Here is a 15,227-nt window from a genome sequence, read left to right on the forward strand (position 1 = left end):
GGCGTTATGCGGAGAAGTCCGGGCCTATCTCGTCGATGCGGTCGGTACAGATGGCATCGACGCCCCACTGCAGCAGCACGGCCGCGCGGTGGGGAACGTTCACGGTATAAACCAGAATATACAGTCCAGCGGCTTTCAATGCCTTCACCCGAGCCTCATCAAGCAGCTGATGATTCAGGTGAATAGACACGCACTGTAACCGGGTCGTCAGTTCCTGCCAGTCATCACGCCATTCATCCAGCAGCAGACCGCGAGGCAGTTCAGGGGCCGCAAGCTGTGCGGCTTCCAGAGCTTCAATCTCAAAAGAAGAAAGCAGCGGTGCGGTTTGCCCGGTCCACAGCTCACGGGCAGCCAGCGCAACCACTTTGCCGGTTTCGGTTTCCAGGCCGGTGGTGGGCTTGATCTCAATGTTGGCCATCATGCCGTGCTGTTTACAGCGTTCGGCCACCTGAGAAAGCAGCGGCAGCGGCTCGCCCGCATATTCACGGCTGAACCAGCTTCCCGCGTCAACTTTCAGCAGATTGTCCCAGGTCAGCTCGCCGGCACCCCCCCAGCCATTGCTGGTACGCTCGAGCGTGTCGTCGTGGAGGAGGAAGATTTGCCCGTCGCGCGAGAGCTTGGCGTCAAACTCAATCATGGTGTGGCCGTAACGCGCTCCGACGTCGATTGCCGCAAGAGTGTTTTCCGGCGCAAGTTTACCGCCGCCACGGTGGGCGACGATTTTTGGGTAAGGCCAGTTGCTCATAAACGTTGTCCGTTTTTGCCATCAAAGAAGTGCAGATGTTCTTCTGGCAGATGCACCCAAAGCGTGGTGCCCGGCTGCGGGCGTTCCTGATGCCCAAGGCGAATCACCACTTTTTGACCGCCCCAGCGGCCGTGAACCAGGTTATCAGCCCCCAGCATTTCAAGGGTTTCCACCACAATAGGGATGCCACCTGCAGCCTGTGAGCTTAGCGCAATATGTTCCGGGCGGATACCCAGCGTCATTGGCCGGCCAACCCACTGCAGGCGCTGGCTGCCGGTCGGCAACGCATCGCCGCCGTCCAGCTCAAAGCGTGAGCCGTCGATACTGATGTTGCCATCCAGCAGGTTCATTGCCGGAGAGCCAATAAAACTTGCCACAAAGCGGCTCGCCGGGCGCTCGTAAACCTCGACTGGCGTACCAATCTGCTCCGCCACGCCTTTGTTCATCACCATCACGCGTTGGGCGAGGGTCATGGCCTCAACCTGGTCGTGCGTCACGTACAGGCTGGTGGTTTTCAGGCGGCGATGAAGCTGTTGAAGCTCAAGGCGCATCTGCACGCGCAGCTTGGCATCAAGGTTGGATAGCGGTTCGTCAAACAGGAATACCGCCGGATCGCGCACGATGGCGCGGCCCATGGCAACGCGCTGGCGCTGGCCGCCAGATAGTTCGCGCGGGCGGCGAGTTAACAGCGCATCCAGCTCCAGAATACGGGCGGCTTCCAGCACTTTCTGGCGGATCTGTTCTTTGCCCAGACCGCGAATTTTCAGGCCCCAGGCCATGTTCTCTTCCACCGTCATGTGCGGATAGAGCGCATAGTTCTGGAACACCATGGCGATGCCACGCTCTTTGGGCTCCATGTCGGTGACGCGCTGGCTGTCGATCCAGATATCCCCGCTGGTCACCTGCTCCAGCCCGGCGACCATACGCAGCAGCGTAGATTTCCCGCAGCCAGAAGGCCCGACCATCACGATGAATTCGCCATCCGCTACGTCCACGGTCAGCGGCTGAATCACCTGGGTTTTACCGTCCCAGCTCTTGGTTACTGCCTGTAATTTTAAACCAGCCATGAAAGGTTCCTACTTCTCGCTATCAACCAGACCACGCACAAAGGCGCGCTGCATAACTAAAACAATAACAACCGGTGGAACAAGCGTGAGCAGCATCGCTGCCATCACCTGGTTCCACTGCGTCACGCCATCACCGCTGGCAATCATGCTCTTGATACCCGCCACGGCGGTGCCCAGATCGGCATCGGTGATAATCAGCAGCGGCCAGAGATACTGGTTCCAGCCATAGATAAAGGTGATCACGAACAGCGCCGCCAGGTTGGTTTTGGACAGCGGCAGCACGATGTCAAAGAAAAAGCGCATCGGCGAGGCGCCGTCGATGCGGGCCGCTTCCATCAGCTCGTCTGGCAGCGTCATGAAAAACTGGCGAAACAGGAACGTGGCCGTGGCCGACGCCATCAGCGGCAGCGTCAGGCCGGTGTAGCTGTCGAGCATTTTCAGGTTAGAGATAACCTCAACCGTCGGGAAAATACGCACTTCGACCGGCAGCATCAGGGTGATAAAAATCATCCAGAAGAACAGGTTACGCAGCGGGAAACGGAACCAGACGATGGCGAAAGCCGACAGCATCGACACGGCGATTTTGCCGATGGTGATCACCAGCGCCATCACCGTGCTGTTAAACAGCATCCGGCCGAACGGGGCGCTGTTGACCGCCACGCCGTTGGTCCAGATGTAGCTGATGTTTTCCCACAGGTGAGTACCGGGGATCAGCGTCATCGGCGTATCGAAGACGGCTTTGTTGTCCAGCGTCGCGGCAACAAATGCCACGTACAGCGGGAACAGAATGACGATGATGCCCAGAATCAGCATGGTGTGGCTGAATATAGTCAGCCCGCGACGGTTCTCAATCATTGGTAGCGCACCTTACGTTCAACGAAGCGGAACTGAACCACCGTCAGGACAATCACCAGCAGCATCAGCACCACGGATTGCGCCGCCGAGGAAGAGAGATCCAGCCCGGTAAACCCTTCGCGATAAATCTTGTAGATAAGCGTGGTGGTTGCCTGCACCGGGCCACCGCCTGTTGCCGCGTCGATCACCGGGAAGGTGTCGAAGAAGGCATACACCAGGTTCACCACCAGCAGGAAGAAGCTCACCGGGGCAATCAGCGGCAGCGAGATAAAGAAGAAGCGGCGCACGGGGCCAGCTCCGTCAATGGCTGCGGCTTCCACCAGCGAACGCGGAATCGACTGCAAAGCGGCAAAGAAGAACAGGAAGTTGTAGCTAATCTGTTTCCACACGGACGCGAACACGACCAGGAACATGGCCTGCCCGCTGTTCTGCGCGTGGTTCCAGTTGTAGCCAAACTCTTCCAGCGTGTGGGTAATTAGCCCGCGCCCTGGGTTGAACAGGAAAATCCACAGCACCGCAGCAATGGCGGGTGCAACGGCATAGGGCAGCAGCATCAGCGTTTGATAAAAACGGCTGCCGCGTACCACATAATCCACCAGCGCGGCGAAGAACAGCGAAGCCAGAAGCCCGCAGCCCGCCACCAGCCCGCTGAAGATCATGGTGGTGTAGAAAGAGTCCAGATAGTAGCTATCGTGGAAAAGCTGCACGAAGTTATCCAGGCCAACGAAATGGCTGGACAGACCAAACGGGTCAAGGTTTTGCAGCGAGTACCAGAGGGCTTCGCCCGCCGGCCAGATAAAGAAAATGACGGTGATGATCAGCTGCGGCAGAACCAGCGCATAAGGTAGCCAACTTGAACGGAACACCGGGCGAGATGATGACATAGGGTTACTCGGTTAATGTTAGAACAGGCGATGCTTTGCCCCTTAGCACAACGCCCTCCTGTGACAGAGAGCGCGGTACTTTGCCCCCTCCTTTTCGGGAGGGGACGAGGGTAGAACTTAAGACTTGGTAGACTGCTCGAAGCGGCGCAGCAGCTGGTTACCACGCTCAACGGAAGCGTCCAGCGCCTGCTGTGGCGTTTTCTTACCGGTCCAGACGGATTCCAGCTCTTCGTCAACCACGGTACGAATCTGCGGCATGTTGCCCAGACGCAGGCCTTTGGTGAACGGCAACGGTGGCTTGTTCAGCATCTGGCGAGTTGCGGTGTCCGCGCCCGGATTCTTGTCGTAGAAGCCTTCTTTACGAGTCAGCTCGTAAGCGGCGGTGGTGATTGGCAGGTAGCCGGTTTTCTGGTGCCATTCAGCGGCGATTTCTGGTTTAGCCAGGAACTGCATAAACTCGGCCACGCCTTTGTAGGTTGGCTTGTCTTTGCCCTGCATTACCCACAGGCTTGCCCCACCGATGATGGCGTTCTGTGGCGCGCCTTTCACGTCTGCGTCGTAAGGCATCATGCCTACGCCGTAGTTGAATTTCGCGTACTGACGAATGTCAGCCAGAGAGCCGGAAGACGCGGTAGTGATCGCGCAGTCACCGTTGTAGAACTTCTCGGTGGACTCATCTTTACGACCGAAATAGGTGAAGTCGCCCTTCTTGTTCATCTCTTCCAGCAGGGCAATGTGTTTCACCTGCTCAGGTTTGTTGAACTCCAGCACGGCATCAGTGCCGTCAAAGCCGTTGTTTTTGGTGGCGAACGGCAGGCCGTGCCAGGCGCTGAAGTTCTCCAACTGGATCCAGCCCTGCCAGCCGCTGGCGTAGCCACACTTCATGCCTGCTGCGCGCAGTTTGGCGCTGTATGCCGCCACGTCCTGCCAGGTTTTAGGTGGCTGATCCGGGTTCAGACCGGCTTTCTTGAAAGCGTCTTTGTTGTAGTACAGCACCGGGGTGGAGCTGTTGAAAGGCTGGGACAGCAGGTGGCCCGTTTTAGAGTCGGTGTAGTAACCGGCCACGGTCGGGACAAACTGGGATTCGTCGAAGTTGATGCCAGCGTCTTTAAACACTTCGTAGACCGGTTTGATAGCCTTGGAAGCCATCATGGTCGCGGTGCCAACTTCATATACCTGCAGGATGGCCGGGGCGTTACCGGAACGGTATGCCGCGATACCCGCCGCCAGGCTTTGATCGTAGTTGCCTTTATAAACCGGCACAATTTTGTAATCAGGGTGCGTTTCATTGAAACGGTTTGCCAGAGAATCCACTTCTTTACCCAGTTCCCCGTCCATTGAATGCCAGAAAGGAATCGTGGTAACGGCCATCGCCTGGGAGGCAAATGCCAGACCAAGCGTCAGCGCTAAAGCTGTGTGTCGTAACGATGTCATTCGGTTATCTCTCTTGTTGTGCCGGATGCGCGAAATCACGCGTTTTATGCTCGCGAGGTAACATGACACGCTCGAATGACAGAAAAATAACGGCTGGATGACAGAATAGTTACAGCGGAGTGAATGAAATGTTTCTTTGTCGACGGGAGATATATTTTTCTTTCCCCGTGTATTCCCTGAATAATTCAAACTCAACCCATGCTGTTCCCTCTCCCACAGGGAGAGAGTGCAAACAAAAAAAAACGGCAACCGAAGTTGCCGTTATGCTTTTATTAGCCGCCTAAATAAGCGCTGCGCACCGCTTCGTTCGCCAGCAGCGCATCGCCGGTGTCTTCCAGCACGACGTGGCCGTTTTCCAGCACGTAGCCCCGGTCAGCCAGCTTCAGCGCCTGGTTGGCGTTCTGCTCCACGAGGAAGATGGTCATCCCTTCGCTGCGCAGCTGCTCAATGGTGTCGAAAATTTGCTGGATGATGATAGGCGCCAGACCCAGCGACGGTTCATCTAACAGTAACAGACGCGGCTGGCTCATGAGTGCGCGGCCTATCGCCAGCATCTGCTGCTCACCGCCGGACATGGTACCCGCCCGCTGAATGCGGCGTTCGTGCAGACGCGGGAACAGATCGTAGACGCGCTTAATACGCGACTGGAACTGGTCACGTTCGGCAAAAAAGCCGCCCATCGCCAGGTTCTCTTCCACCGTCATGCGGGAGAAAACACGGCGCCCTTCCGGCACAATCGCCACGGCCTCACGCATGATGCGCGCGGTGTGCCAGTCTGTAATATCTTTGCCATCAAACACGATGCGGCCGCTGGTCGCGCGCGGGTCGCCGCAAAGCGTGCCAAGCAGCGTCGTTTTACCAGCGCCGTTAGCGCCGATGAGCGTAACAATTTCGCCCTGTTTAATATGCAGACTGACGTCGTGCAGCGCCTGAATTTTGCCGTAGTGGGCGCTCACCTTGTCAAACGACAGCATTACATTTTCCATCTTAAGCCTCACCCAGATAGGCGCGAATGACATCAGGGTTGTTGCGGATTTGCTCCGGCGTGCCGTTGGCTAACGGCGTTCCCTGGTTCACCACGTAGATACGGTCAGAAATGCCCATGACCAGCTTCATGTCATGCTCAATCAGCAACACCGTGGTGTTGTGATGATTGCGCAGCTCCATGATCAGCTCATCCAGCTCATGGGTTTCTTTCGGGTTAAGGCCGGCGGCAGGTTCATCCAGCATCAGGATTTCCGGCTGGGTCACCATGCAGCGAGCGATTTCAAGGCGACGCTGATCGCCATAGGCCAGGTTGCTTGCCTGGCGGTTAGCGTGCTCCAGCAGCCCGATACGTTCGAGCCAGGTGGCCGCTCTGTCCAGCGCTTCGCTCTGGGCGCGACGGAAGCCTGGGGTTTTCAGCAAGCCCGAGAAAATACCGGTTTTCAGCTGTTGATGTTGCGCCACCAGCAGGTTCTCAATCACCGTCATTTCACGGAACAGGCGAACGTGCTGGAAGGTACGCACCACGCCCATGCGCGCAATCTGCTGGCCCGGTAAGCCTTCCAGGTGTTGGTCGCGCAGCAAAATGGTGCCACCAGTCGGCTTGTAAAAGCCGGTCAGGCAGTTAAACACCGTGGTTTTACCGGCGCCGTTCGGGCCGATAAGCGAAACAATTTCCTGTGGATGCAGCTCGAGCGAGACATTGTTGACGGCCAGCAGGCCGCCGAAACGCATCATCAGACCGCTTACGGATAACAATGGCTGACTCATGCCTGCTCTCCTTTCACTTGCTCTTTCTTCAGCTTCAGATGCGGACGCGTCATCGGCAGCAAGCCTTGTGGACGCCAAATCATCATCAGCACCATCAGGCCACCGAGCACCAGCATGCTGTACTCGTTCAGGTCACGCATCAGCTCGCGGGAAACCACCAGCAGAACAGCGGCCAGAATCACCGCGAACTGCGAGCCCATCCCGCCGAGCACCACAATCGCCAGCACAAACGCCGACTCGGCGAAGGTGAAGGATTCCGGGCTGACAAAGCCCTGGCGTGCGGCGAACAACGTCCCGGCAAAGCCCGCAAAAGCGGCGCTGATGGTGAACGCAGTCAGCTTGATACGGGTTGGGTTCAGGCCCAGCGAACGGCAGGCGATCTCATCTTCGCGCAGCGCTTCCCAGGCGCGGCCAAGCGGCATACGCAGCAGGCGGTTAATCACGAACAGCGAGAGCACCACCAGCAGCAACGCTACCAGGTACAGGAAAATAATCCTGTCGCTCGGGTCGTAGGCCACGTTAAAGAAATTACTGAAGGTATCCCAGCCGCCTTCGCGGGCGGTACGGCTAAACTCCAGGCCGAAGAAGGTCGGTTTTGGGATCTGGCTGATGCCGTTCGGGCCGCCGGTAATATCGGTGTTGTTCAGCAGCAGGATACGGACGATTTCCCCGAAGCCCAGCGTCACGATCGCCAGGTAGTCCCCACGCAGGCGCAGTACCGGGAAGCCGAGCAGGAAGCCTGCGGCAGCAGCCACCAGCCCCGCCAGCGGCAGACAGGTCCAAAAGCCCAGGCCGTAATAGTGGTTCAGCAACGCAAAAGTGTAAGCGCCGATAGCGTAGAAGCCGCCATAGCCCAGCACCAACAGGCCAGACAGCCCCACCACCACGTTCAGCCCCAGGCCGAGGATGATGTAAATCATGGTTAATGTAGCAATGTCCACGGTGCCGCGTGAAACAAGGAACGGCCACGCCACAGCGGCAACCAGCAGCGCCACCAGGAACAGCTTCTGCTTAGCCGTGGAACCATCCAGCGCCGGCAGCACAAACTTCGGCCCGGACACTTTCTTCATGCCCTTCTGGAACAGCGGGCGCAGCAGTTGGAACACCAGCACCGCAGCGGTGCCGATGAAGACCCATTCCCAGCGCACGGAAGGCGCGCTGTTCACCACCAGTTTGGTGCCGTCCAGGCTAAGCTGAACGCCCATAAATACCGATGCTAAAACAAAGAACATGGCTGCGGAGAGCAGCGAAAAAACAATATGCATCGGTTTCATACTTTCTCAACCTCCGGACGACCCAGGATCCCGGTAGGCATCACCAGCAGCACCACAATCAGCAGCGCAAAGGAGACGACGTCTTTATATTCCGTGCTCAGGTAGGCTGAAGTCAGCGCTTCGGCCACGCCGAGGATCAGGCCGCCAATCATGGCGCCAGGAATACTGCCGATGCCGCCAAGTACCGCCGCGGTAAAGGCTTTCATCCCTGCCATAAAGCCGATGTACGGGTTGATTACGCCGTAGAACTGGCCCAACAGTACGCCAGCCACTGCCGCCATCGCGGCACCGATGACGAAGGTGAGCGAGATAACGCGGTCGGTATTAATCCCGAGCAGGCTGGCCATTTTCAGGTCTTCAGCACAGGCGCGGCAGGCGCGGCCCATGCGGGAATAACGGATGAACAGCGTCAGCGCCAGCATAGCCAGGAAGGTCACAACCCAGATAACCAGCTGCATGGTGGTGATGGTGGCAGTGAAGTTATCGCTCGCCCCCACAATCCACTGCCCGTTAAACAGGCTTGGCAGCGCGATGTCGCGCGAACCTTCCGTCAGGCTGACGTAGTTTTGCAGGAAGATAGACATCCCGATGGCGGAAATCAGCGCGATCAGGCGCTTGGAGTTACGCACCGGCTTGTAGGCGACGCGCTCAATGCTCCAGCCGTAGGCGCTGGCGATGATAATGGCGCCAATAAAACCTGCGCCCACCAGCATCCAGCCCACATCAATACCGAGCATCATTAACGCGGCGATGATCATGAAAGAGACGTAGCTGCCGATCATATACACTTCGCCGTGGGCGAAGTTGATCATGCCAATAATGCCGTACACCATCGTGTAACCGATGGCGATCAGCGCGTAGGTACTGCCCAGCGTGACGCCGTTAAACATCTGCTGCAGGAAGTAGAGAAACTGCTCGGACATAACTTAACCTTTTAAAAACCCCCGACATAGGCCGGGGGTGGGATGACTGTGCAGCCTTCGCCTTACTTCGCCACGGAGGACGAACCATCGGCGTGCCACTGGAAGACACCGAATTCAAATCCTTTCAAATCGCCTTTATCATCCCAGTTCAGCGGCCCAATCACGGTGTTCGCACCGTGTGCTTTTAAATCTTTCACCAGCGCAGCAGGATCTTTGCTGCCGGTGCGGTCCATGGCGGTGGCCAGAGACTGAACTGCCGCGTAGGTGATCCACACATACGGGCCGCTCGGGTCTTTCTTCGCCGCTTTCAGCTCATCAACGATAGCTTTATTGGCCGGATCCTGGTCATAGCGCTTAGGCATGGTGACCAGCATCCCTTCGCCCGCAGGGCCAGCGATATTGGACAGAGAAGCGTTACCCACGCCTTCCGGCCCCATAAACTGAGTTTTCAGGCCAACGGCGCGTGCCTGGCGCAGGATCTGCCCCATTTCCGGGTAGTAGCCGCCGTAGTAAACGAAGTCGATATTTTCTTTCTGCAGACGCGCCACCAGGGTGGAGAAGTCTTTGTCTCCGGCGGTGATCCCGTCGAAGAACACGATGTTAGCGCCGCCTTTTTTCAGGCCATCCTGCACGGAGCGCGCCAGACCTTCGCCGTACTGCTGCTTATCGTGGATGATCGCGATGCGCTGCGGCTTAACGTGCTCCAGAATATATTTGGACGCCGTTGGCCCCTGGGAAGAGTCGAGGCCCGCGGTACGCATGATCATGCCGTAGCCGCGCTGGGTCAGCTCAGGGTTGGTCGCGCCCGGAGTGATCATCAGGATGCCTTCATCTTCATAGATGTCAGAAGCCGGCTGGGTGGAAGAGGAGCACAGGTGGCCGATAACGTACTTCACGCCGTCGTTAACGATTTTGTTGGCAACCGCCACGGCCTGTTTTGGATCGCAGGCATCGTCATATTCAACGCCAACCAGCTTGTCGCCTTTGATCCCGCCTTTGGCGTTGATGTCTTTGATAGCCTGGCGAGCACCGTTAAATTCCATGTCGCCCCACTGCGCGACCGGGCCTGACATTGCCCCGACAACAGCCACTTTGATATCACCCGCGGTTGCCGCGTGAGACACGGCCAACGCCACCAGCCCGGCCAGTAATGTCTTCGCGTTCATCTTCATTCGTTCCATCCCCATAACTTGGTTAAAAAGCACCCAGTACCTTTTATAATCAATGACCATTTTTATCAGTGCCGTTAAGGAGTTAGCGGTAAATTTTACAATTTATCAGACTAAACTCTCTATTTTTCAGGCGATTAAGTAGAGATAATATTCTGTATTTCGCCATAGTTAAACAAAAAAAAGCACCAAAATCAGCATAAAATAGCGGTACAAAGAGCCGAACAATTCACTGGATTTTAGTGCTTTATCCTGGTCAGGATTCAATCTGCCGCGTTAAAGGCTGGCTTATCTTTTCGCTAAAAAGTAATCAACTGCTGAACGGCATAAAAAAGATAAAGCGTCTGAGGCAAATAAATTGGTTACACTCGGGGTTTTCCCGCTTTTTGGTTAGGTCACTTATGAAACTCACTATCATTCGTCTGTTTGAGTTTAGCGCTCAGGATAAAATTGACCTCGGCAAGATCTGGCCGGAATACTCCAGCGGTTCACTGACCCTTAGCGACAGTGAAAGGATCTACGCCGCAAAATTTAACGAACGCCTGCTCGGCGCGGTGCGCGTCACGCTCACAGGGGATGCCGGAGCGCTGGATTCTCTGCGCGTTCGTGAAATTACCCGCCGCAGAGGCGTGGGGCAGTATTTGCTGGGAGAGGTTATGCGGGATAACCCGGCGATTAAACGCTGGTGGCTGGCGGATGTTGGCGTTGAGGATCGTGCCGTGATGACGGCGTTTATGCAGGCTTCCGGGTTCTGCGAGCAGAGCGGCGGTTGGGGGAGGTAAGCGGGTTTCCCACCTGCATCCTTGCAGCAGATAAGTCGCTCTATGAAGGTACGGCTTTTCCCTCATCCACAACGTCGCTGCTTGTTTACCCTCACCCTAACCCTCTCCCTACAAGGGAGAGGGAATAAACAATGTTCCCATCGGCCGTTTTCCTCCTCTCCCTCTGGGAGAGAGCCGGGGTGAGGGTTGAATTGTAACCCGGCGCTCATCGCCCGCGAAAACACTAAAACGGCAACCCTTTGGTTGCCGTTTGCTTTTATTTTGCGTCGGTGGCTGTGCCGTTGGCATGCCAGGTGAACACGCCGAACTCAAAGCCTTTCAGGTCGCCTTTCTCATCCCACGACAGCGGCCCCATCACGGTATCCACGGTCGCCCCTTTCAGGTATTTAGAGATAGCCGCCGGATCTGCGCTCTGGTTCAGGCCAGCAGCCAGCGACTGCAGGGCTGCGTAGGTGGTCCAGACGAATGCGCCGCTTGGATCCTGTTTCTTCGCTTTGATCGCGTCCACAATCGGTTTGTTGGCCGGAACCTGATCGTAGTTCTTCGGTTTAGTCACCAGTAGGCCTTCTGCTGAATCCCCGGCGATGTTAGACAGGGAAACGTTCGCTACGCCTTCAGGCCCCATGAACTGAGTTTTCAGACCAGCTGCGCGGGACTGGCGCAGGATCTGCCCCATTTCCGGGTGGTAGCCGCCGTAGTAAACAAAGTCGATGTTCTCTTTCTTCAGGCGAGCAACCAGCGTGGAGAAATCTTTCTCACCGGCGGTGATCCCGTCGAAGAACACCACATTAGCGCCGCCTTTTTTCAGGCCGTCCTGCACGGAACGCGCCAGACCTTCGCCGTACTGCTGCTTATCGTGGATAACAGCAATGCGCTTAGGCTTCACGTGTTCCAGAATGTATTTCGCCGCGGTTGGGCCCTGGTCGGAGTCGAGACCGGTAGTACGCAGAGTCAGCTTATAGCCGCGCGCGGTCAGCTCCGGTGCCGTAGCTGCCGGGGTGATCATCAGAATGCCTTCGTCTTCGTAAATGTCAGACGCTGGCTGAGTAGAAGAAGAGCACAGGTGACCGATCACGTACTTGATGCCGTCGTTCACCACTTTGTTCGCTACCGCGACCGCTTGTTTCGGGTCACAGGCATCGTCATATTTGGTGATAACCAGTTTGTCGCCTTTAATCCCACCCTTTGCGTTAATGTCAGCCACCGCCTGCTCGGCACCGGTAAACTCCTGATCGCCGTATTGCGCGACCGGCCCAGACATTGCCCCTACTACCGCGACCTTAATATCTTTTGCCATCGCCGCGTGGCTCATTGCCAGTGCAACGCATCCTGCCAGTAAGGCTTTACCCGTCATTTTCATCCTGAGAGTCCCCATTGTTATGGTTATTGAATTTGTTGTGTTGTTGTTTGTTAGCGCATTATTCTGTTTGTAGGTATAAGAAAAGCATATGATAGCTAACTTAAGGGCAGCAGCCGGCGCTACGGCAGCACACTATGCTAAACATAGCGCCATTTGCGATAATTTGGAAAGACATATTTGAAGGTTAGATAACGGGAATGTGACAAAAAAAAACCGCGCCGGAAAGCCTCCGGGCGCGGGGGAGCAGGCCTCGGAATCACCAACCTGCCGGCAAATATCCCAGAGCGGAAGCAACCGCATAAACGGCACTGCAGAGGTAAAGCAACACGATGAAAATCTGGATCAGCGGGTGGGTCATAAATGCCGGGCAGGTCCAGCCGGGCGTGACATCGCCGCTGCGGCGGGCGCCTTTAATCATCAGGATCGGCATAATCGACAAAATCACGCCGCTGAACACGCCCGCAAAATAGAGCGCATTCACGAACGACACCAGCCCGCTGTAGGCCAGCACAAACGGCGGGATCGCGACCACCAGCAGTACCAGAAAACGCTTCAGAGAAGGCTCATCGCTGCCCAGGCGGAAGCGGTCAAAGATATTGGTCAGGAAACTCCCGCCCAGCCCCCAGTACGACGTCAGCATGGCGCACAGTGCAAACAGGTTCGCCGAGAAGAATGCCCACTCTCCCAGCGCTTTCCCCCAGGAAATCGTCGCCACCTCAGAGATATCGTCCAGCCCGTTAAGCATGATGACCGACATCGGCACCAGAGCCAGCAGCGCGAAGGTCACCACCATGCCAACGAGGATGGCTTTCGGTAGCTTTTCGGGCTTGTCGGCAAAACCACGCGCCATCTCCGGCACGATGTACTGCGCCGAGAAGCAGAACACCACCACGTTGAACACCGGCACCATATAAAGCCAGTTGCCTTCCAGCAGGTAGCCGACGCTGGTCGTCTCTTTCAGCAAAGTCGCAATCACCAGCACCACTATCATCACCACCATGCCGACGCTAATAAACTTTTCCCCGCGCCCGATGGCTTTCAGGCCCATGTAGAGCACGCCCGCAGCCGGGATGAAAAACAGCACGCTGCCCAGGGCCGGAGAGATACCTAACAAAGAGTGCAGTAGCTTACCGCTGCCGGTCATATAGGCGGTCAACGCCCCGACGCTGTTTACGCAGACGGAAAGGAACATCATCAGCGCGCCAAAGCGCCCGACGTAGCGCAGCGACAGCCCGCTAAGCTGCAAATGCTGGCGGGTACGCAAAGTGGATTCAGCGACGTAAAGCATCGTCACGGTGGTCAGGCTGCCCACCAGCACCAGCCAGAATAGCAGCGGCCAGAATCCTGCTTTACTCGAGGCATAGGCGATAGAAAGCACGCCCGCACCAATGTTAGTGCCGACAATCATCGACACGCCTTCAACGAAACTCAGGGATTTACCGGGGACAGCAGTCCGCTCCCCGCGCGCAACGGCGGGAGAGAAGGTGGAGTTTTCAGACATAATATTTTCCGTATTACTCCGGCGGTAACGTCCGCCGGAAAACAGGGGATATCAGGGTGATAAACCACTTCACGCTGGGGAAAAAATGCTGCGGCCACCTTGTGTATGGCGGGCTTCCCTGCCGCCGCAAACTACGGGGATTAGCCCTTAAGCACTCTGGACAGAATGGCCAGCGCTTTGGTGAACTGAGCATCAGGAATGGTCAGCGGATAAAGGAAGCGGATAACGTTGCCGTAGACGCCGCAGCTCAGCAGCAGCAGCCCTTGTGCCTGAGCTTTCAGCTGAACTTCGCGGGTAAATTCCGGCGAAGGTTTCCCGGTCTGCGGATCGTTAAACTCCACTGCAACCATCGAGCCTTGCCCACGCACGTCGACAATTGCCGGGCAGCTTTGGCGCGCCTGATTCAGCACTTCTTTCAGGTGTTCACCAAGCTGGGTGGCACGTTTGCACAGCTGTTCTTCGTTGATTACATCCAGCACCGCGTGAGCCGCCGCAACCGCCAGCGGGTTGCCTGCATAAGTGCCGCCCAGGCCGCCAGGCGCAGGGGCATCCATCACTTCGGCACGGCCCACAACGCCGGACAGAGGGAAGCCACCGGCCAGGCTTTTCGCCATCGTCATCAGGTCGGCTTTGACGTCGTAATAGTCCATCGCAAACAGCTTGCCGGTACGCGCGAAGCCGGTCTGCACTTCATCGGCAATCAACAGAATACCGTGGGTGTCGCACAGCTGGCGCAGCGCCTGCATAAATTCAGGGGGCGCCACGTTGAAGCCGCCTTCTCCCTGAACCGGCTCCAGTATGATGGCCGCCACCTGATCCGCGGCGATATCGGCTTTAAAGATACGGTCCAGGCTTTTGAGCGCATCGTCAGTCGTCACGCCGTGAGCGGCATTCGGGTAAACCGCGTGGTAGACGGAGCCAGGGAACGGGCCAAAACCGATTTTGTACGGTGCCACTTTGCCGGTCAGCGCCATGGTCATAAAGGTACGACCATGGAAGCCGCCGCCGAAGGTGATCAGGCCGGGACGTTTGGTATAAGCGCGGGCGATTTTCACCGCATTCTCAACCGCTTCCGCACCGGTGGTGAAGAACGCGGTTTTCGCCGGGCCGTCAATCGGCGCCAGTTCGTTAATACGCTCGGCCAGTGAAACGTAGCTTTCATAAGGGACAATCTGGTAAGCCGTGTGGGTAAAGGCCTGCAATTGTTTTTCTACAGCGGCAATCACTTTCGGGTGACGATGGCCGGTGTTCAGCACGGCGATCCCGGCGGCAAAATCGATAACCTCGTTGCCTTCCACATCCCACAGAGTGGCGTTCTCTGCCTTCTCTGCAAAGTAGCTACACATCACGCCCACACCGCGCGGCGTGGCCTGTAAACGACGCTGATTCAGCTCTGCACTTTTCACCTTGGTCTCTCCTGTTAAGTCAGTCACTTTATCGCAACAAATCAGAAACAATGTCGTTTATTTACACAGGTA

At 56.7% G+C, this 15,227-nt stretch carries 14 protein-coding genes; 1 reads left to right on the top strand and 13 read right to left on the bottom strand.

Annotated features, from left to right (window positions below; genetic code table 11):
- Positions 1–4: 4 nt before the first annotated feature.
- From ugpQ to livK, 10 genes are all read right to left on the bottom strand, one after another.
- Entirely contained in the window at positions 5–745 is a 741-nt protein-coding gene (gene ugpQ / locus WFN87_RS13070) for a glycerophosphodiester phosphodiesterase (protein WP_336983100.1), read from the bottom strand.
- Positions 742–1,812 (bottom strand): sn-glycerol-3-phosphate import ATP-binding protein UgpC, encoded by a 1,071-nt coding sequence (locus WFN87_RS13075; protein WP_008457931.1) that lies wholly within the window; start codon positions 1,810–1,812, stop codon positions 742–744. The genes ugpQ and WFN87_RS13075 overlap by 4 nt, the downstream gene beginning before the upstream one ends.
- A 9-nt stretch (positions 1,813–1,821) precedes the next feature.
- The gene (gene ugpE, locus WFN87_RS13080) at positions 1,822–2,667 is read right to left on the bottom strand and encodes a sn-glycerol-3-phosphate ABC transporter permease UgpE (protein WP_008457932.1); all 846 of its coding nucleotides are present in this window, start codon (positions 2,665–2,667) and stop codon (positions 1,822–1,824) included.
- Positions 2,664–3,551: a sn-glycerol-3-phosphate ABC transporter permease UgpA gene (gene ugpA, locus WFN87_RS13085; RefSeq protein WP_008457934.1), complete on the bottom strand. Its 888-nt coding sequence runs from the start codon at positions 3,549–3,551 to the stop codon at positions 2,664–2,666. The genes ugpE and ugpA overlap by 4 nt, the downstream gene beginning before the upstream one ends.
- 117 nt (positions 3,552–3,668) lie before the next feature.
- Positions 3,669–4,985: a sn-glycerol-3-phosphate ABC transporter substrate-binding protein UgpB gene (gene ugpB, locus WFN87_RS13090; RefSeq protein ID WP_008457936.1), complete on the bottom strand. Its 1,317-nt coding sequence runs from the start codon at positions 4,983–4,985 to the stop codon at positions 3,669–3,671.
- Positions 4,986–5,257: 272 nt separating this feature from the next.
- Entirely contained in the window at positions 5,258–5,971 is a 714-nt protein-coding gene (gene livF, locus WFN87_RS13095; protein ID WP_085938903.1) for a high-affinity branched-chain amino acid ABC transporter ATP-binding protein LivF, read from the bottom strand.
- Position 5,972: 1 nt separating this feature from the next.
- Positions 5,973–6,740 carry a high-affinity branched-chain amino acid ABC transporter ATP-binding protein LivG gene (livG, locus tag WFN87_RS13100; RefSeq protein WP_008457941.1) on the bottom strand — a complete coding sequence of 256 codons (768 nt, stop codon included), beginning with the start codon at positions 6,738–6,740 and terminating at the stop codon, positions 5,973–5,975.
- Positions 6,737–8,014, bottom strand: coding sequence for a high-affinity branched-chain amino acid ABC transporter permease LivM (locus tag WFN87_RS13105; protein WP_008457943.1), 1,278 nt, complete (start codon positions 8,012–8,014; stop codon positions 6,737–6,739). Before WFN87_RS13105 ends, livG begins: the two co-directional genes overlap by 4 nt.
- Positions 8,011–8,937, bottom strand: coding sequence for a high-affinity branched-chain amino acid ABC transporter permease LivH (gene livH / locus WFN87_RS13110; protein WP_008457946.1), 927 nt, complete (start codon positions 8,935–8,937; stop codon positions 8,011–8,013). The genes WFN87_RS13105 and livH overlap by 4 nt, the downstream gene beginning before the upstream one ends.
- A gap of 62 nt (positions 8,938–8,999) precedes the next feature.
- Positions 9,000–10,109 (bottom strand): high-affinity branched-chain amino acid ABC transporter substrate-binding protein LivK, encoded by a 1,110-nt coding sequence (livK, locus tag WFN87_RS13115; RefSeq protein ID WP_166994686.1) that lies wholly within the window; start codon positions 10,107–10,109, stop codon positions 9,000–9,002.
- Positions 10,110–10,507: 398 nt separating this feature from the next.
- On the opposite strand from livK, the gene panM reads away from it, so the two are divergent.
- The gene (gene panM, locus WFN87_RS13120; protein ID WP_336983099.1) at positions 10,508–10,888 is read left to right on the top strand and encodes an aspartate 1-decarboxylase autocleavage activator PanM; all 381 of its coding nucleotides are present in this window, start codon (positions 10,508–10,510) and stop codon (positions 10,886–10,888) included.
- A 256-nt stretch (positions 10,889–11,144) separates the two neighbouring features.
- On the opposite strand, the gene WFN87_RS13125 is transcribed toward panM, so the two are convergent.
- The 3 genes from WFN87_RS13125 to WFN87_RS13135 all read right to left on the bottom strand — a co-directional run bounded on the left by WFN87_RS13125 (position 11,145) and on the right by WFN87_RS13135 (position 15,155).
- Positions 11,145–12,248 carry a branched-chain amino acid ABC transporter substrate-binding protein gene (locus WFN87_RS13125; RefSeq protein WP_008458563.1) on the bottom strand — a complete coding sequence of 368 codons (1,104 nt, stop codon included), beginning with the start codon at positions 12,246–12,248 and terminating at the stop codon, positions 11,145–11,147.
- 256 nt (positions 12,249–12,504) lie between these two features.
- Positions 12,505–13,749 (bottom strand): aromatic amino acid transport family protein, encoded by a 1,245-nt coding sequence (locus tag WFN87_RS13130; RefSeq protein ID WP_336983098.1) that lies wholly within the window; start codon positions 13,747–13,749, stop codon positions 12,505–12,507.
- Positions 13,750–13,889: 140 nt separating this feature from the next.
- Positions 13,890–15,155, bottom strand: coding sequence for a 4-aminobutyrate--2-oxoglutarate transaminase (locus WFN87_RS13135; protein ID WP_336819053.1), 1,266 nt, complete (start codon positions 15,153–15,155; stop codon positions 13,890–13,892).
- Positions 15,156–15,227 lie beyond the last annotated feature (72 nt).

The sequence above is a fragment of the Cedecea sp. AS113 genome (genome assembly GCF_037152415.1).
GTDB lineage: Bacteria > Pseudomonadota > Gammaproteobacteria > Enterobacterales > Enterobacteriaceae > Cedecea.

What these genes read in the sequence shown, in the direction of transcription:
- WFN87_RS13075 (WP_008457931.1), bottom strand. Translation starts at nt 1,812, where the DNA reads ATGGCTGGTTTAAAATTACAGGCAGTAACCAAGAGCTGGGACGGTAAA.
- livH (WP_008457946.1), bottom strand. Translation starts at nt 8,937, where the DNA reads ATGTCCGAGCAGTTTCTCTACTTCCTGCAGCAGATGTTTAACGGCGTC.
- livK (WP_166994686.1), bottom strand. Translation starts at nt 10,109, where the DNA reads ATGAAGATGAACGCGAAGACATTACTGGCCGGGCTGGTGGCGTTGGCC.
- livG (WP_008457941.1), bottom strand. Translation starts at nt 6,740, where the DNA reads ATGAGTCAGCCATTGTTATCCGTAAGCGGTCTGATGATGCGTTTCGGC.
- ugpB (WP_008457936.1), bottom strand. Translation starts at nt 4,985, where the DNA reads ATGACATCGTTACGACACACAGCTTTAGCGCTGACGCTTGGTCTGGCA.
- panM (WP_336983099.1), top strand. Translation starts at nt 10,508, where the DNA reads ATGAAACTCACTATCATTCGTCTGTTTGAGTTTAGCGCTCAGGATAAA.
- livF (WP_085938903.1), bottom strand. Translation starts at nt 5,971, where the DNA reads ATGGAAAATGTAATGCTGTCGTTTGACAAGGTGAGCGCCCACTACGGC.
- WFN87_RS13125 (WP_008458563.1), bottom strand. Translation starts at nt 12,248, where the DNA reads ATGAAAATGACGGGTAAAGCCTTACTGGCAGGATGCGTTGCACTGGCA.
- ugpE (WP_008457932.1), bottom strand. Translation starts at nt 2,667, where the DNA reads ATGATTGAGAACCGTCGCGGGCTGACTATATTCAGCCACACCATGCTG.
- WFN87_RS13105 (WP_008457943.1), bottom strand. Translation starts at nt 8,014, where the DNA reads ATGAAACCGATGCATATTGTTTTTTCGCTGCTCTCCGCAGCCATGTTC.
- ugpQ (WP_336983100.1), bottom strand. Translation starts at nt 745, where the DNA reads ATGAGCAACTGGCCTTACCCAAAAATCGTCGCCCACCGTGGCGGCGGT.
- WFN87_RS13130 (WP_336983098.1), bottom strand. Translation starts at nt 13,749, where the DNA reads ATGTCTGAAAACTCCACCTTCTCTCCCGCCGTTGCGCGCGGGGAGCGG.
- ugpA (WP_008457934.1), bottom strand. Translation starts at nt 3,551, where the DNA reads ATGTCATCATCTCGCCCGGTGTTCCGTTCAAGTTGGCTACCTTATGCG.